The organism is Hyalangium sp., from assembly GCF_035629615.1.
GTDB lineage: Bacteria > Myxococcota > Myxococcia > Myxococcales > Myxococcaceae > Hyalangium.
On record NZ_DASPHO010000619.1, the window covers coordinates 1 to 19,943 of the forward strand.

Annotated in this window: 11 protein-coding genes; 9 read left to right on the forward strand and 2 right to left on the reverse strand. The window is 68.1% G+C overall.

What is annotated here, in order from left to right; translation table 11 throughout:
* From VD972_RS31385 to VD972_RS31390, 3 genes are all read left to right on the forward strand, one after another.
* A partial coding sequence (locus tag VD972_RS31385) for an FAD-dependent oxidoreductase (RefSeq protein ID WP_324992463.1) occupies nucleotides 1–1,534 on the forward strand: 1,534 nt, incomplete at its 5' end.
* Nucleotides 1,535–1,812: 278 nt separating this feature from the next.
* The gene (locus tag VD972_RS45600; RefSeq protein ID WP_414654163.1) at nucleotides 1,813–2,997 is read left to right on the forward strand and encodes a FadR/GntR family transcriptional regulator; all 1,185 of its coding nucleotides are present in this window, start codon (nucleotides 1,813–1,815) and stop codon (nucleotides 2,995–2,997) included.
* A gap of 236 nt (nucleotides 2,998–3,233) precedes the next feature.
* Nucleotides 3,234–4,070 carry a hypothetical protein gene (locus tag VD972_RS31390; protein ID WP_324992464.1) on the forward strand — a complete coding sequence of 279 codons (837 nt, stop codon included), beginning with the start codon at nucleotides 3,234–3,236 and terminating at the stop codon, nucleotides 4,068–4,070.
* 56 nt (nucleotides 4,071–4,126) lie between these two features.
* Here the strand turns inward: VD972_RS31390 and mug are convergent, their stop codons facing one another.
* Complete coding sequence (gene mug, locus VD972_RS31395) at nucleotides 4,127–4,627, reverse strand: G/U mismatch-specific DNA glycosylase (RefSeq protein ID WP_349256559.1); 501 nt, start codon at nucleotides 4,625–4,627, stop codon at nucleotides 4,127–4,129.
* 217 nt (nucleotides 4,628–4,844) lie between these two features.
* On the opposite strand from mug, the gene VD972_RS31400 reads away from it, so the two are divergent.
* Nucleotides 4,845–5,873 (forward strand): hypothetical protein, encoded by a 1,029-nt coding sequence (locus VD972_RS31400; protein WP_324992466.1) that lies wholly within the window; start codon nucleotides 4,845–4,847, stop codon nucleotides 5,871–5,873.
* A gap of 23 nt (nucleotides 5,874–5,896) precedes the next feature.
* Here the strand turns inward: VD972_RS31400 and VD972_RS31405 are convergent, their stop codons facing one another.
* The gene (locus tag VD972_RS31405) at nucleotides 5,897–7,369 is read right to left on the reverse strand and encodes an OmpA family protein (RefSeq protein WP_324992467.1); all 1,473 of its coding nucleotides are present in this window, start codon (nucleotides 7,367–7,369) and stop codon (nucleotides 5,897–5,899) included.
* Nucleotides 7,370–7,585: 216 nt separating this feature from the next.
* Between VD972_RS31405 and VD972_RS31415 the strand changes: the two genes are divergently transcribed.
* Genes VD972_RS31415 through VD972_RS31435 form a run of 5 tightly spaced genes read left to right on the forward strand, consistent with a single transcriptional unit; the run spans nucleotide 7,586 to nucleotide 19,927 of the window.
* Complete coding sequence (locus VD972_RS31415; protein WP_414654162.1) at nucleotides 7,586–15,946, forward strand: choice-of-anchor D domain-containing protein; 8,361 nt, start codon at nucleotides 7,586–7,588, stop codon at nucleotides 15,944–15,946.
* Between the two features lie 4 nt (nucleotides 15,947–15,950).
* Nucleotides 15,951–17,630: a long-chain fatty acid--CoA ligase gene (locus VD972_RS31420; RefSeq protein WP_324992468.1), complete on the forward strand. Its 1,680-nt coding sequence runs from the start codon at nucleotides 15,951–15,953 to the stop codon at nucleotides 17,628–17,630.
* Between the two features lie 39 nt (nucleotides 17,631–17,669).
* Nucleotides 17,670–18,056, forward strand: a complete 387-nt coding sequence (locus VD972_RS31425; protein WP_324992469.1) for a DUF4280 domain-containing protein — start codon at nucleotides 17,670–17,672, stop codon at nucleotides 18,054–18,056.
* On the forward strand, nucleotides 18,049–19,044 hold the full coding sequence (locus tag VD972_RS31430) for a type VI secretion system protein IglI family protein (protein WP_324992470.1): 996 nt from the start codon (nucleotides 18,049–18,051) through the stop codon (nucleotides 19,042–19,044). The genes VD972_RS31425 and VD972_RS31430 overlap by 8 nt, the downstream gene beginning before the upstream one ends.
* A 4-nt stretch (nucleotides 19,045–19,048) precedes the next feature.
* Nucleotides 19,049–19,927 carry a hypothetical protein gene (locus VD972_RS31435; protein WP_324992471.1) on the forward strand — a complete coding sequence of 293 codons (879 nt, stop codon included), beginning with the start codon at nucleotides 19,049–19,051 and terminating at the stop codon, nucleotides 19,925–19,927.
* Nucleotides 19,928–19,943: the final 16 nt, after the last annotated feature.

Consider the following 19,943-nt stretch of genomic DNA (forward strand, 5'->3'; position numbering starts at 1 on the left):
CATCGTGGATCGTGCGGTGGAGACGGGGCACCGCCTGCGCGGGGGGCCGCTGCCGCGAGCAGAGAGGGTGGAGCCGGTGGAGGTGCTCATCATCGGCGCGGGAGCGGCGGGCCTGTCCGCGGCGTGGCGGTTGGCGGGGGCGGGGCTGAAGGATGTGCGGGTGGTGGAGCTGGATGACGAGCCGGGGGGGACTTCTCGCTCGGGGAAGAACTCGGTGTCCGCGTACCCATGGGGAGCGCACTACCTGCCGGCGCCGCTGGGAGAGCAGGGGGCAGTGCTGCGGCTGATGCGCGAGATGGGCGCGGTGACGGGGGTGGATGCCGAGGGGTACCCGACCTTCGAGGAGGAGCTGCTCATCCGCGAGCCGGACGAGCGGCTCTTCTACCAGGGCGAGTGGTACGAGGGGCTGTACCTGCGGGCGGGTGCGAGTGCCGTGGACCTGAAGGAGGCGCAGCGCTTCGAGGCGCGGATGAATGCGTTTGGGGCGGCGAGGGACGCGAAGGGGCGCAAGGCGTTCGCGGTGCCGACGGCGCTCTCGAGCGACGACGCGGAGTGGACGGCGCTCGACAAGGTGAGCATGGCGCAGTGGATGGAGGCGGAGGGCTTCCGCTCGCCGCGCCTGAAGTGGGTGGTGGACTACGCCTGCCGGGATGACTACGGGATGACGGCCGAGGGCGTCTCCGCGTGGGCGGGCATCTGGTACTTCGCGGCGCGCCAGCATGGAAAGGGAGAGCGCAGCGAGGGGTTCCTGAGCTGGCCCGAGGGCAATGGGCGGTTGATCCAGCAGCTGTTGTCCTCGCTGCCACCGGGGCGGGTGGAGCGGCACGTGCTGGTGCACACGGTGGAGCCGGGCGCGGAGAGCTGCCGGGTGGAGGCGCTGGAGGCGGGGACGGGGAAGCCGCGAGCGTTCCAGGCGCGGCAGGTGGTGTTCGCGGGTCCGCGCTTCGTTGCGGGCCACGTGGTGGCGCCGTGGCGGGAGCAGCGGCCCGAGTGGATGGGGGCCTTCAGCTATGGGCCGTGGGTGGTGGCGAACCTCACGCTGTCGAAGCCGCCCAGGGGGAGAGGCTTCCCGCTGGCCTGGGACAACGTGCTCTACGAGAGCAAGAGCCTGGGCTACGTGGTGGCGACGCACCAGGCGCTGCGGCAGTACGAGGGAGGGCCCACGGTGTTGACGTGGTACCTGCCGATGGTGGGGCAGGACGTGAAGGCCGATCGCGAGAAGGTGCTGTCAGCGGGCTATGGGGAGTGGGAGGCGATGGTGATGGCGGACATGATGCTGGCGCACCCGGGCATCGCCGACCAGGCGCTGAGGCTGGAGGTGATGCGGTGGGGGCACGCAATGGTCCGGCCCTCACCGGGGTTCATGTGGGGCCCGGCGCGCTTCGCGGCGCAGGAGAGCCTGGGCGGCACGCTGCACTTCGCCCACACGGACCTGGGAGGCATGGCGCTGTTCGAGGAGGCCAACTGGTTCGGAGTGAAGGCCGCCGAGCGCGTGCTGAAGGAGTTGGGGCACTCCGGTACGAGCTGGCTGTAGTCCGGGCTCACGGAACCGGGCATGTCTCAGAGAGTGTTGGCCCGACGTGGGCAGGCACAGGAGGGGTGCTTCCCAATACAGAGGCAGGCCCCAAGCTCCACGTGGCTGAGCCGCTTTGAGGGAAAGACGGACATGGAGGGCCACCCGGCGAATAGCTTGGGCGCCCCCAGTGCTGAACCCGTGGCAGCACGGGCCGCTCGCCTCACCGCCGCCCATGTCAGCCTGAGCTGATGTGATGGCAGCCATTGGCAACGAGGAGGGTGGCGGACATGGAACGGATGGGGCTCGTCGCACACGTAGAGCAGCAACTCGAGCGCGTCATTGCGTTGGGCTTGCTGCCAGAGGAGGGACTTCTTCCCTCGGAACACACGCTGGCGCGTCGGTACGGAGTCTCAAGAGCCACGGCCCGGCAGGCACTGCAGCGGCTGGCCGCGAGGGGACTGGTGGTGCAACACCCTGGGCGCAGGAGCCGCGCAGTGGTGATGGACGAGGCCGTGACGCTGGAGAACGTGGGCGTCGTGCTGCATGCAGAGCAGGGCTCGGCACACCCAGAGCGGAGGCAGCTGCTGGCGGCCTACCTGTCGCTCAAGCGGGAAACGATCGTGGAGCTCCTGGTCGCCTGCTGTGAGCACGCCTCAGAGCCGGAGATGGAGCGGCTGCGGGAGGCCTGCTTCGCGTTGAGAGATGCGGCTCGCTGGCACGAGGAAGGCAGAGGCTGGGTACAGTGGGAGTTCGAGCTGCTAAGGCTGGCAGCCCGCGCAGCGGAGCGCCCCGGGCACTTGCTGCTGATTCACTCGCTGGAGCGCTCCTTCAAGGCCATGGCGGCACGGGTGCTGCCCCACCTGGATTCAGAAGCTGCCCAGAAGTGGGCGTGGTGCGCCTTTCATGCGTTGGGCGACAGGGACGCGCAGGCGCTCAGGCGAGAGCTGCCAGGACTGCTCCAAGCGGCCGATGAGCGCCTGCTCGACAACCTGGCGCCAACCTGTCCGCCAGTCAGCACGCCCAATGCGCCCGAAGCGGCGGCGGAGCCGCTCCATGAGCTTTTCCCAAAGCCAGAGTCGACCAGGAGTGAGCTGCCGGGCACGGCCTGTGCCAACCTGGCTGCTTGTCATACAGGTTCAGTCCAAGAGGCGCCGACAGCGAGCCCCCTGCCCGGGTTGTCTGCTTGTCATACCGGCTCATTCCAAGTAGCGCCGGCAGCAGGCCCTCCACCCGAGTCTCCGTTCACTGGCCTCGGCCAGCCTTTGGGCGGCACGGCGCTCGGTGCAAACGGGCTCTCAGGCCTGAGAGAGGAACGTGGTGCGCTCTCTTGGTCCCCTATGCGGTGGCCACTGGCCGCTGCACCCCTGGCGAGCCCAAGGTCAGCGCCTCAGCCCATGGGAGGAAGCTGGCTGGGCGCGCTTTCTCCGAACCTGACTGCTTGTCATACAGGTTCGTGCCGTCGGCGGCCTGTGCCAACCTGACTGCCTGTCATACAGGTTCGTGCCGATCGCTATCGGCGGCAGCCGCCGCCTGATGTTTCGTCTCCCGGTTGCCGCTCTCCCCTGAGGGACGCTGCGTTCAGGGTGGGCAGGTTCTCATGCCCACGGTTTGCCACCGCCCGGTGGAGGAACCTGGAACGGTGGAGGGTCGGCGGAGGGCTGCTCCCAGAGAGCCAGTGCTAGGCTTGCCACTGTCACTCCTTCCCTCGGTGCGACTGATGGCCCTTCCTGACTTCGAGCCGAGCTGGTCCGGACCGGCGCGTGAACTGCTAGATCGCGCCATCGAGCGACACGGAGGATGGAGCATCTGGCAACGCCTGCGCTCGGTGACGTTGGGAACGCGGCTCCTCCGAGGGATGCTCCCGAACCTCAAGGGAAACGGCCGCACATTCCCCCTGCCACCCCAGGTGGTGGTGCGTCCTCGGGAAATGGAAGCCGAGTTCGTGGACTACCCCACCGTGGGCAGCAGGGGCTTCTTCTCTCGGGGGGATGTCCGGTTGGTGGATCCGCATGGCTCGCCGACAGCGCACGCGCCAGCTCTTCGGGACACCTTTCGCGGCCTGAGGAAATACCGCCGCTGGTCACCGCTCGATGCGCTCTATTTCTTTGGCTACGCGCTGACGCACTACCACGCGCTGCCCTTTGCGCTGGGCGAGGGCCAGTTCCTTGGCTATCGCCGCGCTCGGCTCGGCAACGAAGTGTTGGAGGGAGTGGTCGTCAGGCTCTCACCCTTGCTGCACACGCACTGCGAGCGCCAGGTCTTCTTCTTCGACTCCACCGGTGTGCTGCGGCGCCACGACTACGTGGCCGAGATCGTCGGAGGCTGGGCGCGCGGCGCACATTTCTGGGAGGACTACGAGGAGGTCGAGGGGCTGCTTGTCGCGAAGCGGCGTCACGTGGTGGCTCGCCTCTTCGGACAGCCGCTCCCTCCGTTTGTGGCGCTTCATGCGGAGTTCAGTTCGGTGGCGGTCCAGCTCGAACCAGAACCCGACGTTGCGCGGCAGGGCGCTTCCGCGGGCACGAGCCGGTTGGAGCCTGGCAGAGAACACCCATGAAGTAGGAGGGCGCCCAAATGGAGAGCCGCTCCCACATTGAGGCATGGCAGGAGGCTTCACTCGCCCTCCGCAGCCCTCCGCAGCTCGAGGAAGAGCCGCGCCAGATCCTTCAGTTGATAGTGAGCATTGAGGCCGCTCGGGTTGGGGAGCACCCAGAGCCGTGAGCCTCCCAGCTGCTCCGGCTGGAGGCCCAGGCGAGCCTCGGGGCGATGGAAGGCAGCTCGGTAGGCGCTGATCCCCAGCAGCGCGATGACACGCGGGCGATAGCGCCGGGCCTTGGCCTCCAGCCGGCGTCCTCCTTCCACCAGCTCCGCGGGCAACACCTGGTCTGCCGTCGCCGTGGCACGATCCACCACATTGGTGATGCCGCAGCCCAGCTCCAGCAGCTCGTGCTGCTCCGAGGGAGCCAGCAGGCGCTGTGTGAAACCGGCGGCGTACAACGTGGGCCAGAACCGGTTGCCCGGCCGCGCGAAGTGGTACCCCACCACCGCCGAGTACAGGCTCGGGTTGATGCCACAGAAGAGCACCCGGAGCCTCGGCGCGAGCAGGTCCGGCATGGAGCGCCCCACAGCGGCACGCAGCTCTTCCTGGCTGGGCCTCCGAGGTGGACTCATGGCAGGCAACCTACCGAGGGGGCAGGCCCGCTGTCTACCTCACGCGTCACCCGTCCTTTCGCACAGGGCCAGGGGGATGGGAGATTGCTGGCTTTCCCCTGGTCCGCTGGGAGGCGGGCGGTGCATTGCAGCACCGGAGGGCGCTCGGTAATCTCTCCCCATGGCCGAGGATGATGGCAGCAGCGCGCTCGAGACTTCGACGTCACCGCCACCGTCGACAGCGGTATCGGCAGACGCGGCGGCGGACCTCGCTGAGCTCGAGAGCATCGGCTCCCAGATGGCCTATGACTCGTTCCTCGCCGCGGCGAAGGCGCTCGAGCCAGGAATCATCGAGGAGTGCTCCATCGACATCGTCCTCGCCTGCCAGGCCGTGAAGATCGGCGCCGAGAGCGTGCTGGGCAGTGCGGCGGTGGTCGTCGCCAAGCTGCCCAACGTGAACGTCGAGGAACTCTCGATGCTCCCCAGGCTGGCCCAGGGGCTGGCCTTCGCGGCGCTGCAGGTGCAGCGCGAGTTCCAGGCCACCCCCTTCGGGATGATGTTCGAGCGGGCGCAGCTCATTCGCCGCAAGCTTCGCAAGGCCGCCGAGGCCCTCGCCGAGGTCAACCTCCTCCCCGATGCGGACATCGATGAGGTTCGGCTCAACGCGCAGCGAGAGCTCCTGGAGGACTGTCTGGCCCTGGCCGCGGTGTTGAAGCGCAACGAGGCGAAGATCGCTGGCCGCTCCCCGGTAGGGGCCTCCGAGGTCCGCGAGGCGGAGCTGGTCGTCGAGAAGCTGCGAGTGATGCTCGGGCAGCAGAAGGACCCCGGTGACAGCGCGACGCCGTCCCTGGTCAAGGTCATCGAGATGCGGGATCGGTTCTGGACGCTCTTGAAGCAGCGGTACGACGTGCTCTGGCGGTGTGGAGCGTGGCTCTTCGGTCGTGCGGTGGATGATCGCGTACCCCCCCTCCCGTCCCGGCTGGCGCTGGTCCGGAAGCCCCGGAAGACGCCAGGCGAGCGCGAAGCCTCGCGGACGGCGCCGGAGCAGCGGCGGAGCATGAATCCTCCCGCCATCATCCCCTCGCGCATCAACCCTTCCAGTCCGCCCCCGCGCGAGACGGGCCGGCACCTGAGTGATCTGCAGCGTGAGCTGGAGAGGAAGACCCGCTTCCTCGTCCGGATGGGTGTGCTTCCGTCTCCCCAGCCCTGAGGCCGCGCGAGCAGGGCAGGGCGTTACGGGGGAGGCGACTGGGTGGCAGCCGCCGCCACCGACTCGGTGATGACGAGCACCTCGGCGCGACGGTTGAGCTGGCGCTCCTCCTCGGTGGCGGGCTTGGCGCTCACCGGCCACTCTGCACCGAAGCCGCGGATCCTCACCTGCGTCGCGGGGACACCCTGATCGACCAGGTAGCGCCGCACCGCCTGGGCGCGCCGCAGCGACATGAACATGTCGGACGAGTCCGTGCCCTCGGTGTCCGCATGCCCCTCGATGATGATGGTGCCGCCCTTGGCCTGATCCGACACCTGGAGGACGACCTGATCCAGCAGTGGCACCACCCCCGGAAGCTCCGCGGTTCCCTTGGCGAATGGGATCTCTCCACGGATCACGAGTCGCTCCCGCGCAGAGGGCTGGTAGGGACGCTGAGGCTCCCGCGCCGCCTCCGCCTGTGCCTCGGGCGGCTCGCCCCGGGTGAGGGAGTTGAGCTCCCAGGTGCTCACCGGACGGGTGCGATCGTCGTCCGGTGGGGGCTTCGGCGTGGCCAGGGCGAGCTGGAGCTCGCGGTCCGCGTTCTCGTCGATGAAGGAGAGCTTGGGAGGAGGCTCGCTGCGGAAGGAGACTCCGGCCAGCACGCGGAAGCGAGGCGCTCCCAGGGCTCCGCCGAGGCCGGGGCCTCCGAGGATGAAGGCATCCAGTCCGACGAGCAGCGGGAACCGCGCGCCTCCGAGCAAATCCATCGACACCTGGGGAGAGAGCGTGGTGCGCAGGCCCAGCTCTCCTCGGAGGCCCTTGCCCGTGGTGGCCAGCGCGGCCGCCAGGCGGATCTCCGACTTGGCCCCCTGCTTGGCGGCCCCATCGGCGGAGGCCAGGAGGATGGCGGGGCGGAACAGCACACCCGCCTCGAGCGAGGGCTGCAGCCAGCCCAAGGTCGTGCCCACCGTCATGCGCGCGTGGAAGCGCGGGCCATTATCACCCGCCAGGGCGTCGCCGGTGCCCACGGGCAGCCCCACGCCCAGATCCGCTGACAAGTCCACGGGTTGCCGCTGGCGGCTCGACAGCAGGCCCAGACGCGCCTGGAGCACGGGAGTGCCCAGTCCCTGGGCCACCAGCTGGGACAGGCCCACGAGCGTCGGATCATCTCCCTGCTGCCACAGCACGAACGGAAGCTGGGCGCTCACCTCGAGCCACGGCAGCACGCCGTAGCTGGCGGAGAGCAGCGCGGTCGCCCTGTCCCGCACCACTTGCAGATCCTGCTCTCCGTCGCTTAGCACCAGGGGCAGACGCTCGTAGTGCCCCAGCAGGCTGATGCTCAGGCCGCTGGGCACCATGAGCTCGCCGTTGCCGACCAGCAGAGTGCCTCGGCCTACATTGGTCTCGAGCCGCTCGAGGTCAAAGCCCGGTAATTGCTCAGTGGTCTGAGCCGAGGCCAGCGAGCACACGAGCAGCGTCGCGGTGGTTAACCCCCGAGCAGGTGAAAGTATGGTCATGCTTGGGTAGAATCCTACCCCTGTTTGCGTGCGGAGGGGCAAGTGCTCCGGTTCAACGTTCTGTTGGTGCTGTTCCTCGGAGTGCTGGTCTCTTGCAGTCCTGCCGAGCCGCCTGAGGCCGCTGCACTGCGTTCTCAGGAACAGAGTGCGACGCCGGTGCCCCTCACCCGCTCCACTTCAGCTTCGCCAACCTCTATCAATTTTGGCAATCGGAAGGTGGGCACCTCTGTCACCCAGACCGTGAGGCTGACGAACACGTCGAACGACGGCGAAACCGTCACCATCAACAACGTCGCCATCAGCAACCAACCCAACCCTGCGCACTTCACGGTCAGCCCCACGTCCGCCACGATACCCGTGGGCGGCCACGAGGACTTCACGGTGACGTTCACCCCCAGAAGCACGGGGCAGAAGACGGCCACCCTCACGATCGCCAGTCCTTCGACCAGTGCTTCCGTCAGCTTGAGTGGCTTCGGAAAGGCCTCCGCGGCCGATGTGAGCCCGGCCTCACACGCCTTTGGAGACGGGGTCGTGAACGGCCCCAGCGCGAGCACGACCGTGGCGGTGAGCAACATCGGGAATGCCACGTTCCGCATCACCCCGAGCCTGATGGGAGCTGGCGCCGCAGCCTACTTCTTCACTCCCAGCTTTCTCGATGTGGCGGCGGGTGGAACCGAGAGCTTCACGGTGACGTTCGACCCCCAGGCAGGTGGGGCTGCCGATGCCACCCTCACCTTCACCACCAACGAGTCGGGTTCGCCAGCCGTTCAGAGCGTCACCCTGACGGGCAACGGCCTGAATCCCACCCTCTCGGTGCCGACCGCGGTGGCCTTTGGGGAGCATTCCGTGGGAGCGCCGGGCGCCACGCGGTTGCTGACGGTGAGCAACACGGGGATCGCGGGCAACCTGGTCATCTCCAACATCGTCAAGGCAGGCGCAGGCGAGGCCGCCTATAGCTTCACGCCGGCCACGTTGGACGTGCCTCCCGGAGAGAGCAGGACCCTGTCCGTGACGTTTGCTCCCGGCACGGAGAGTGCGGCCGATGCCATCCTGACGCTGACCACCAATGACGTGGCCAATGAGACCGAGGATATCGACCTGTCAGGCACGGGCATCAGTCCCGCCATCTCGGCGGCGGGCTCGCTGGCCTTCGGAGAGCAGCGCATTGGGGCGACTGCTGCGACGCAGACGCTCACGGTGACCAACACGGGCACGTCGGGCACGTTGAAGATCACCGACATCGTCAAGGGAGGCTCGGGGCAGGCTGCCTACAGCTTCACGCCGGCCACGCTGGAGGTGCCCTTTGGCGAGAGCCGGCCTCTGACGGTGACGTTCACTCCCAGCGCGACGGGAGCGGCCAATGCCACCTTGACGCTGGCCACCAACGCTGTGGGCAGTGAGACCTTCACGGTGGCCCTGTCGGGCACGGGCATCAATCCCACCCTCGCGATGCCGAGCTCGCTGGCCTTTGGCGAGCAGGCTGTAGGAGTCCCGGCGGCGACGCGGACGTTGACGGTGCAGAACACGGGGACCGAGGGCAACCTGGTCATCTCCAACATCGTCAAGGCAGGCGCAGGCGAGGCCGCCTACACCTTCTCGCCCGCTACACTCGATGTGCCCCCCGGGGGGAGTCTGCCCCTGACGGTGACGTTCGCTCCCAGCGGGTCGGGGGCGGCCAATGCCACCCTGACGCTGACCACCAACGCTTTGGGCAATGAGACCTTCACGGTGACCCTGTCGGGCACAGGCATCCAGCCCACCATCTCGGTGCCAGGTTCGATGACCTTCAGTGAGCACCGCGTGGGGGCGCCGGGCGCGACGCAGACGTTGACGGTGCAGAACTCGGGCACGGGCACCCTGCGCATCACCAACATCGCCAAGAGCGGCCCGGAGGCCGCGGCCTACAGCTTCTCGCCCGCCACACTGGATGTACCCACCGGGGAGAGCCGGCCCTTGACGGTGACGTTTGCCCCCATCGGGCCGGGGGAGACCGATGCCACCCTGACGCTGACCACCAATGATGTCGCCAGACAGAGCGTGCTGGTGACCCTGTCGGGCACGGGCATCAATCCCACCCTCTCAATGCCGAACACGCTGGCGTTTGGAGAACAGCCCGTGGGAGCACCCACCGCCACGCAGACGTTGACGGTGCAGAACACGGGCACGGGCACCCTGCGCATCACCAACATCGTCAAGGGAGGCTCGGGGCAGGCTGCCTACAGCTTCACGCCGGCTACGCTGGATGTACCCACCGGGGAGAGCCGGACCCTGACGGTGACGTTCTCCCCCAGTGCGTCGGGGACGGCCAATGCCACCCTGACGCTGACCACCAACGATGTGGCCCGAGAGACCTTCACGGTGACTCTGTCGGGCACAGGCACCCGACCCGCCATCACGGTGCCGAACACGCTGGCCTTTGGCGAGCATTCCGTAGGCGCGCCCGCCGCGACGCAGACGCTGACGGTGCAGAACTCGGGCACGTCGGGCACCTTGCGCATCACCAGTATCGCCATGGGGGGCCAGGATCCCTCGGCCTTCACCTTCTCACCTGCCACGTTGGATGTGCCCTTCGGGGAGAGCCGGCCCCTGACGGTGACGTTTGCTCCGGCCGCGCAGGTGGCGGCCAGTGCCTCGTTGACACTGACCACCAATGAGGTGAACCGGACCACCGTGACGGTGACCCTGTCAGGCACGGGTGTCAGTCCCGCGATCATGGTCCCTGGCTCGCGGGACTTTGGAGAGCAGCGCGTGGGGGCGCCGGGGACGACCCAGGCGTTGACGGTGCAGAACACGGGCACGTCGGGCACGTTGAAGATCACCCACATCTCCCAGGCCGGTGCGGGTGCCGCGGCCTACAGCTTCATGCCCACCACGCTGGATGTGCCCTTCGGGCAGACCCGCTCGCTGACGGTGACGTTCGCCCCTGTCTCCGTGGGGTCGGCTCCTGCCACCCTGACGTTGACCACCAATGATGTGGCCAGGCCCACCGTGACGGTGACGCTGTCGGGCACGGGCATCGATCCCACCATCTCGGTGCCGGCCACGCTGGCCTTTGGCGAGCAATCCGTGGGAGCGGTCGGAACGACGCAGACGTTGACGGTGCAGAACTCGGGCACGGGCACCCTGAGCATCACCAACATCGTCAAGGGAGGCTCGGGGAACGCGGCCTACAGCTTCACGCCGGCCACGCTGGATGTGCCAGCAGGGCAGAGCCGGCCTCTGTCGGTGACGTTCACTCCCACCGTGGAGGGGCCCGCTGATGCCACCCTGACGTTGACCACCAATGATGTGGCCAGGCCCACCGTGACGGTGACGCTGTCGGGCACGGGCATCCGGCCCATCATCTCGGTGCCGGGCTCGCTGGCCTTTGGCGAGCACCGCGTGGGGGCGCCCGCCGCGACACAGACGTTGACGGTGCAGAACACAGGTGCGACGGGCAACTTGCGCATCACCCACATCGCGAAGGGAGGTCCGGGGAACGCGGCCTACAGCTTCACGCCGGCCACCCTGGATGTGCCGCCCGGGCAGAGTCGGCCTCTGACGGTGATGTTCGCGCCCGCGGGGGAGGGGCTGGCCGAGGCCAGCCTGACGCTGACCACCAATGATGTGGACAGGCCGACCGTGACGGTGATCCTGACGGGCACCGGTGTGGTTCCCGCCATCCTGGTGCCGGGCTCACTGGCCTTTGGCGAGCACCGCGTCGGGGCGCCCGCCGCGACACAGACGTTGACGGTGCAGAACACGGGTACCTCGGGCACCTTGAGCGTCACCCAGATCGCCAAGAGCGGCCCGGAGCAGGCTGCCTACAGTTTCACGCCCGCCACCGTGGATGTGCCTGCAGGGCAGAGCCGGGACGTGACGGTGACCTTCGCTCCTCTCTCGGAAGGCGCAGCCAACGCCACCCTGACGCTGACCACCAATGATGTGGACAGGCCGACCGTCACCGTGAGTCTGTCAGGGACAGGCATCCGGCCTACCCTCTCGGTGCCGAACACGCTGGCCTTTGGCGAGCACCCGGTGGGCGCGCCCGCCGTGACGCAAACGTTGATGGTGCAGAACACGGGCACGGGCACCCTGAGCATCACGAACATCGCCAAGGGAGGCCCGGGGAACGCGGCCTACAGCTTCACGCCGGCCACGCTGGATGTGCCAGCAGGGCAGAGCCGGCCTCTGTCGGTGTCGTTCGCCCCCATCACCCAGACAGCAGCCAATGCCACCCTGACGCTGACCACCAATGAGGTGAACCGGACTACCGTGACGGTGACCCTGTCAGGCACGGGTATCAATCCCGCCATCACGGTGCCGGCCGCGCTGCCCTTCGGAGACCATCGCGTAGGCGTGCCGGGCGCGACGCAGACGTTGACGGTGCAGAACACGGGCACGTCGGGCACCTTGCGCGTCACCAACATCGCCACAGGAGGCACGGGTGCCGCGGCCTACAGCTTCACGCCCACCACACTGGATGTGCCCAACGGGCAGAGCAGGCCTGTGACGGTGACGTTCACCCCCACCGTGGAGGGGCCCGCCGATGCCACCCTGACGCTGACCACCAATGATGTGAACAGATCCTCCGTGACCGTGGACCTGTCGGGCACGGGCATCGATCCCACCATCTCGGTGCCGGCCACGCTGGCCTTTGGCGAGCAATCCGTGGGAGCGGTCGGAACGACGCAGGCGTTGACGGTGCAGAACACGGGCACGGGCATGTTGCGCATCACCAGCATCACCAGGAGCGGTCCGCAGCAGGCTGCCTTCAACTTCACGCCGAGCACGCTGGATGTGCCAGAAGGACAGACCGGGACCGTGACGGTGACGTTCGCTGCCTCCGCGGAGGGGGCGGCCAGTGCCTCCCTGACGCTGACCACCAATGATGTGGCCCGGCCGACCGTGACGGTGGGACTGGCGGGCACGGGCATCCGACCCACCATCTCGGTGGCCACCTCGCTGCCCTTTGGTGAGCACCGCGTGGGGGTGCCTGGCACGATGCAGACGCTGACGGTGAGCAACTCGGGCACGGGGACCCTGAGCATCACCAACATCACCAAGTCAGGCCCAGGGTCCGCCGCCTACAGCTTCACGCCGAGCACGCTGGATGTGCCAGAAGGACAGACCGGGACCTTGACGGTGACGTTCTCTCCCGCCGTGGAGGGGCTGGCCGAGGCCACCCTGACGCTGACCACCAATGATGTGGACAGATCCTCCGTGACGGTGACCCTGACGGGCACCGGTATCAGGCCCGTTGTCTCGGTGGCGCCCTCGTCGCTCGACTTCGGAGATGTGCAGGTTGACGAGAACTCCACCAGGATGTTGGTGGTGAGCAATATCGGGTCCGGCACCCTGAACATCAGCAACATCGCCAAAGATCCGGGCGCCGTGTTCTATACCTTCACGCCCCCCACGCTGAATGTGCCGGCGGGGCAGAGCAGGACCCTCACGGTGACGTTCCGCCCCACCGTTGAGGGGCAGTCGGACGCCTTCCTGACGCTGACCACCAATGAGGTGGGCAGACCGACGGTCCGCGTGGACCTCTCGGGTTATGGAGGCAGGGCGACCGCTTTGTTGAGTCCCACCTCGCTCGCCTTCGACGGAGTACGGGTCGGCGCCACCAGGCTGAGGACGGTGCGGCTCACCAACACGGGCAGGGCTCCGCTCGTCATCTCCACGGCCCCCACCATCTCGTCCACCTTCTTCACCTACCAGGGCCCGAGCTCCGCGACAATCAACGCGGGCAGCTTCATCGACTTCCAGGTGGCCTTCGCGCCGACGGCCAACATCAGCTACGGCGGCACCCTCACCATCACCTCGAACGCGACGAACAGCCCGACGCCACTGAGCCTCACGGGCTTCGGCGCCAACCCGGAGCTGAACCTCAACCCCACCTCGATCTTCTTCGGAGACGTGCGGGTGGGCACGGACAGCGCCAAGGTTCCCGTCACCGTCAGCAACACGGGTAACGCGGAGCTCATCGTGCAGAGCCTGCCCGTGCAGGGGCCCTTCGCCGTCTCCCTGCGGACCGGCGACGTGCTGCCCAAGACGGTGGTCGCCGGCAGCCCCTTCACCTTCGATGTCGTCTTCAGACCGTCGGCAGAGGGGTCGGGCAGTGGCTCGGTCTCCATCCTCACGGACCTCAACACCACGCCGACGCCGAAGGTGACCCTCTCGGGCACTGGCACGGTGGCGAGGATCGAGCTGTCCCCCACCGCGCTCGACTTCGGTGACCAGCGCGTGGAGCACGTCAGCGGTGTCCAGCCCGTGATCGTCACCAACCGAGGCGCGGCCGAGCTGCAGATCTCCCAGATCATCTTCTCCAACCCCGTGTTCACCATCACGGCGCCGGACCTGCCCACGGATGGCAATCCGCTGCGGATCGGCGCGGGCGAGCAGCGGGCCTTGTCCGTGGTCTTCACCCCCAGCACGCTGGGCCCGACGGCAGGCAAGCTCTTCATCATCAGCAATGCCTTCGAGTCGGTCGATCCGATGGACCTGACGGGCAGCGGTGTCGACGGGCAGATGAGCGTGACGCCGAGCTCCGTTGCCTTCGGTTCAGCGGATGTGGGGGGCACCGGCGTGCAGCAGAGCGTGACGCTCAAGAACATCGGCAGGTACCCGCTGACGATCGAGGAGGTGAACCCTCCGCTCGACACGGCCTTCACCGTCTCCGGCTTGCCCAACGGGCTGGTGCTGCAGCCGAACGATACCTGGCCGTTCACGGTCACCTTCACCCCCATGCAGCGCGGCTACATCTCCTCGTCCGCCGTCATTGAGAGCGATGCCGTCACCAACACGCTCCTCAACCTGGCGATGGCAGGCACAGGCGTGGCCGCGGCCGTGGAGCTGCAGCCCCAGGACATCAACTTCGGCAAGTCCAACGTGGCCGTGTCCGTCACCCAGGACATCGCCATCAAGAACGTGGGCGAGAAGGACCTGTCCGTCTCGAACATCGCCTTCGAGGATGCGGTGGGGGGCCCCGTGGGAGGGGCCCTGGACTTCAGCCTCGACACGGGAGTGGCGCTGCCGCTGGTGGTGCAGCCCGGGAAGAGCACCCTCGTCCGGCTGAAGTTCACCCCTCGGGTGGTGGGCCAGCGCGAGGCGCGGGCCATTGTCTACACGAACGACAGGGCCGCGGAGGCGAACCTCGTGGGTGTAGGCACCTCGCCTCGCCTCGCCCTCTCGGTCGATGGCCAGTCGGTGTCCAAGCTGGAGTTCGGAAACGTGCTGGTGGGCAACCCGTCCGCGTCGACGGTCCTCCGGATCACCAACACGGGTGACGGTCCGCTCACCCTGAGCTCGATGACGGTGGGGGGCGCGGACGTGGCCGCCTTCATCATGACGCCGCCCACGCTCCCCCTCACGCTGCAGGCGGCTTCCTTCGCGGAGGTGTCGGTGTCGGTGAGGCCCGACGCGGAGCGGCCGTTCTCAGGCCAGCTCACGGTCCTGTCCAACGATGGGAGCACGCCGAACGTGACGGTGCCGATGACGGCGGTAGGCGTCCGCCAGCAGATCCAGCTCTCGAAGCTGTCCCTGGACTTCGGGCGGCAGCTCATCAACAACCTGTCGAGCCCGCGCACGGTGACCGTGACGAACAGCAGCGCCTCGCGCGTCACCCTCTCCGCGCTGTCCCTGGAAGGGACGGGGGCCTCGCAGTTCACGCTGGCGGCGCAGCCGCTCCCCAAGACGCTGGAGCCCGGCGCGGAGGTGGAGCTGGCGGCGACCTTCACCCCGCTGGCCGAGGCCGAGGTGGAAGGCAAGCTGAAGATCACCTTCAGCGAGCCCCCGCTGCAGCTCGAGGTGGCGCTGCACGGCCAAGGCATCTCCTCCGTGCTCTCCGTCAGGCCCTCGCCGCTGGACTTCGGCACGGTGCGCACGGGAAGCAGCAAGCGCGAGCAGCCGCTCACCATCGCCAACCTGAGCAGCGAGCCCATCACCCTCTCCGAGCCAGACGTCGTGGGTACTGGCGTGCCCTTCCTCTTCGACAAGGCGGCCCTGCAAGGGCTCACGATTGCGCCGGGCTCGTCCATCATCGTGACGGTGGGCTACCAGCCCTCAGTGGAGACCCTGTCCGAGTTCACCGTCTCCATGGGCACCACCTCGCCGCCCCGTCCCCGCTCGCTAGACTTCCAGATGAAGGGCCGGGCGACGAACCGCCTGCTCACGGTCGATCCCATCAGCCTGGACTTTGGCCGCGTGGACGTGAGCGATCCCATCGAGCCCAGGGTGATCACCGTCGAGAACAAGTCCGCCCAGCAGCAGCGCGTCGTGGTGAAGCTGAAGAATGTCGAGGGGACGGCTTACACGATGGATGCAAGGGGCCTGGGGGATCCCATCCCGGCGGCAGGCAGCGCTACCTTCACGATCGCCTTCCAGCCCCAGAAGGCAGGCTCGGAAGAGAACGAGGTGCAGGTGTGGCTGCAGGGTGAGGCCGAGGCCGAGGCCATCATCCCTGTGATCGGGCATGGCCGTCAGCTCTCGGGGCAGGGCGGTGGCTGCTCCAGCTCCACGCTCGAGCTTGGGAGCTCGGGGATGCTGGCGCTGCTGGCGCTGGTGGCCCTGGGGGCGCGGCGGCGGAGGCGCGAGTAGCCGAATGCCCTTCGACGTCAGGCGGATCCTCGAGCAGCTCGAGTCCGGCACCCCCGCCGATCCCGGGGTGCCGGCCTGGCAGCAGGAGAGCTGGGAGGATCCGGAGGGGTTCGTCGCCGCACTCGCCGTGGCCCACATGGGCCGCGGCGCGCCCCTCAAGAGCCGCACCGCCCAGCACTACGACTTCTTCCACGATCTCGTCGTCCGTCACGGCACGTCGGATCGCATCGCCCTGCGCGCCTACGACAAGAGGAGTGGCTGGCAGGTGCTGGGCTACCGGCAGCTGCACGAGCAGGCCTCGCGGCGCGCCACCGACTGGGCAAAGCAGGGCGTGAAGGCCGGCGCCAAGGTGTGCCTGCTCTACTCCGTCGGCAGTGAGCTGCTCATCTCGCTCGCGGCGGCTTTGGGCTTGGGGGCCTGCATCAGCTACCTGCCGCCCCAGGGCCGGCGCTTCATCAAACGCCGGCTCACCCTGCTCGCACCCGACTTCATCGCCGCCGAGCCGCACCAGACGTTGCTGCTGGAGGGCTTCGAGAAGCAGCTGCTGCAGAGCCGCGGCCAGGGCTCTCCGGCCTTCACCTCTCACACCTACAAGCCCGAAGAGCCGCTGGGGCTCTTGTTCTCGCCGCTGGTGGAGCCGCCGGGCACTCCGGGGCTTCTGACGGCGGAGGATGCCTGGCGCGGGGCACTGGTGGATGGGGTGCTCACCTGGGGCCTCGGGGCCGGGGAGCACCTGGCCGCTCCAGGCAGCCACGCGCTGCAGCACCTGCCTGCGTTCCTCTTTGCCACCCTGCTGCGGGGGGCGACTTATCTCCACCTGGAGCTGGCGGACATCGAGGCCAACCCGGCGCTCCTCACCGAGCACCCGCTGCGCGCGCTCGGCGTCACCCCCGCGCTGCGGGACGTGCTGTTGCGCACCCGCACCCAGCTCAAGAACGTGGCCCACTGGTTCCGCAACCCCGAGGAGCCCATCGACTGGATCGCCTGGCGCGCCTGGGTCAAGCAGTGCGGGGTGTCCACGGTTCCCTCCTCCAACGTGCTCGTGGATCCGGCCGCCGGCGGCGCGGTGCTGTGCTCGCCGAGGCGAGTCAGGGATCTGCACACCGAGGCCCCTCCGGCTCCAGGGCGCCGCTGGGAGCTGCATGACGTCAACATGAGCGGCCAGCAGGCGCCGGGAGACCTGGGGCTCTTCACCCTCATGCCGGACAAGGAGCGCCCGCCTCCCTACCTGGCCCTCACGCGCTCCTATGGCCTGTACCACTACGGGGGGCCGCGGACGGCGAGGAGGGATGGGCGCGTCTACCCGGCCGCCGAGGTCGCCGAGGTCATCCAGGAGCTGGCCTTCGCCCGCGGGGCCACCGTCGTGCCTGCTCCCACGGGGGGCGTGGCGGGCCACTACCGCCAGGTGCTGCTCGTCTTCACCGGCGCCCAGGCCCAGCAGACCAACACCTGGCTGCAGGAGGTCCGCCGCTGCATCGAGCTCCAGCTGGGAGCCGAGCACCTGCCCGACCGCACGGAGTTCATTCCCCTCTACCCTCGCAAGGTGAAGGGGCAGGTAGACGAGGCCTGGTGCCAGATGCAGTACCTGACGGGCGCGCTCTTCCGGAAGAGCTCGGATCCGCTCTTCCAGAGCCTGACTTCGCTGAGGGGCCACTTGCTGGAAAAAACGGAGCAGGGTGTGTGAGGATGGAGCCCTGCGCCAGCCATCGCCACGGAGTGCATCATGGGTGTCCAGGTCGTCATGGGGGCCATGCTGCAGTGCAGCTTCGGCGCGGCCCCTTCATCGCTGGTGGTCCTGCCCACCAACAAGGTGCTGGCCACGACACCGGCGGCCAACATCATGGACAACAAGCCGATGCTGAACATCGCGCCCTTCGGCGTGTGCATGTCCATGGCCAACCCCATGGTGGCCGCGGCGACGGCAGCGGCTCTGGGAGTGCTCACGCCCATGCCCTGCATCCCCGCCACGGCTGCACCGTGGGCTCCCGGTTGCCCCAAGGTGCTGATCGGCAACATGCCGGCCGTGGATAGCAACTGCAAGCTGATGTGCAACTGGGGCGGCGTCATCCAGGTCGTCGTCCCCGGCCAGTTCACGGTGCAAGATGGGTGAGCCCGCGAAGTCCTCAGGTCCTCTCGATCCGCACCTGCTGGACAAGCTGCTGGACGCGCCGGCTCCGGAGCTGGAGAGCTCGGATGATCGGCTGGGGAAGGTCAATGATCGGGTGGCCAAGGGCACCTACCTCGATGCGGCGCGGGCCGCGGAGGCGCTGCTGCGCCAGGGCCTGTATGACGTGCGGCTGGTAGGCCCCTACGTGCTCGGCCTCTTCCTCGAGGGGGGCATGGAGGCGATGCCGGTGGTGTTCCACTCGCTCTCCAGCACCCTGCTGCACAACTGGGAGTTCTTCGGGCCGCACGAGCGCAAGGACGTCTACGCCGACGGGAGCCTGCGCTGGCTGCTCAAGGTGCTCAACAAGCACCTCGAGCACCACGAGCGCCTCAAGGACGAGACGTGGCACCGCTGGCGCGCGGCCTCCAATCGCGAGCCCCTGGAGCAAGCGCTCGCGCTGAGCGAGGAGATCTTCTCCTCGTTCTCCCGGGTGATCCCCAGGAACGGCTGCGAGGCCCCCTTCCGCCGCTTCACCCAGTGGCTCGAGGGCCACCTCCAGTCCCTGCCCACCCCTGTCTCGGCGGAGGAGCCCGAGCCCAAGTCCCAGGAGAAGTCCCAAGAGGAGGACGACGCCCCCTCGCAGGCCAGGCCATCTCCCGCTGCTGCAGCCGGGCCCTCCGTGCCCGTCTCCCCGGCGCTGGCCGAGCTGCTGCGCAAGCTGGCCGCGTTCGACACGCTCGTCGAGCGCCAGGACTTCGGGCGTGCCAGCGTGGTGGCGGCGGACGTGCTGGCGGTGGTGGAGCGCTTCGATCCGCGCGTGTACCTGCCCTCGCTGTTCTCCCGCTTCTTCGCCGGCCTGAGCAAGCATGCCGAGCAGGTGGAGCCGCAGCTGCAAGGCACCGAGTCGCTCTCCTTCCGCGCGCTGGATCAGCTCTACCGCGTGGACCTGGAGACGTTCCTCGCGCAGGGCGAGGACGGGGCGGAGGACTAGGGCCATGCAGCCGGGCCCGCTCGAGCAGCGCATCCGCGAGCGCATCCGCAGCTTTGACATCCCCGCGCTGCTGGATGTGCTGAAGGCCTCCGGCTATGGCGACGCCGAGATTGAATACCGCAGCCACCGGACCACGGTGCGCCAGTCTCAGCTGGTTCATGACATCCAGTTCCTCTACCAGCCGAAGAAGCGCGTCATCATCACGGTGAACGTGGGGCTGCTCAGCACACAGTCACCGCTGCCCTCCTTCCTCATGCGGACGATGGATCAGCTCGACCACGATCGGCTCGAGCGCTTCATCGGCTACTTCGACCACCTGCTGCTGGAGGAGTGCTTCGCCGGGCTGTACCCGGAGCGCAACGAGGCGCTGCTGCCCGGGTGGGCGGACGCGGCAGAGGACCGGATGCGGTTACTACGGCCCACATGCCCCAGCACCATGCACTGGCTCTTCTGCAAGGCGTTCCCCGAGGCGGAGCTCTCCGTCCGCCGGGATGTGCGCCAACAGAAGGTGCCCGCGAAAGAGCTGCGGCTGGGCGCCAGCGCGCTCGGCGAGGGTGACTCCATGGGTGGCTTCGCCTCCATTCCCACCGGCGGCGTGGAGGTGAAGATCCACTGCAACGAGCCCTTCTCCGCCAGCGGCGTGCCCTGGGCCGTGGAGGCGCGTCGCCGCTTCGATGCGGATCTGGCGCCGCTGCTCTCCGAGACGGTGCTGATGCTGACGGTGATCCTCGTCCTACGCGAGAGGGAAGGTTTCTTGCGGATCGAGAGGGATAGCCACCTGGGATATGATCCGCTGCACGGCGCACCTCCGCAGCCGCAGTATGTCCTCCTGTTTTCCGGGGACACCACCACCCTCAGGACACGCGACGCGACAGAGGGGTAGCTTGCTTGACCCCCTC

What these genes read in the sequence shown, in the direction of transcription:
- VD972_RS31435 (WP_324992471.1), top strand. Translation starts at nt 19,049, where the DNA reads ATGCAGCCGGGCCCGCTCGAGCAGCGCATCCGCGAGCGCATCCGCAGC.
- VD972_RS31390 (WP_324992464.1), top strand. Translation starts at nt 3,234, where the DNA reads ATGGCCCTTCCTGACTTCGAGCCGAGCTGGTCCGGACCGGCGCGTGAA.
- VD972_RS31405 (WP_324992467.1), bottom strand. Translation starts at nt 7,369, where the DNA reads ATGACCATACTTTCACCTGCTCGGGGGTTAACCACCGCGACGCTGCTC.
- VD972_RS45600 (WP_414654163.1), top strand. Translation starts at nt 1,813, where the DNA reads ATGGGGCTCGTCGCACACGTAGAGCAGCAACTCGAGCGCGTCATTGCG.
- VD972_RS31430 (WP_324992470.1), top strand. Translation starts at nt 18,049, where the DNA reads ATGGGTGAGCCCGCGAAGTCCTCAGGTCCTCTCGATCCGCACCTGCTG.
- VD972_RS31420 (WP_324992468.1), top strand. Translation starts at nt 15,951, where the DNA reads ATGCCCTTCGACGTCAGGCGGATCCTCGAGCAGCTCGAGTCCGGCACC.
- VD972_RS31425 (WP_324992469.1), top strand. Translation starts at nt 17,670, where the DNA reads ATGGGTGTCCAGGTCGTCATGGGGGCCATGCTGCAGTGCAGCTTCGGC.
- mug (WP_349256559.1), bottom strand. Translation starts at nt 4,627, where the DNA reads ATGCCGGACCTGCTCGCGCCGAGGCTCCGGGTGCTCTTCTGTGGCATC.
- VD972_RS31400 (WP_324992466.1), top strand. Translation starts at nt 4,845, where the DNA reads ATGGCCGAGGATGATGGCAGCAGCGCGCTCGAGACTTCGACGTCACCG.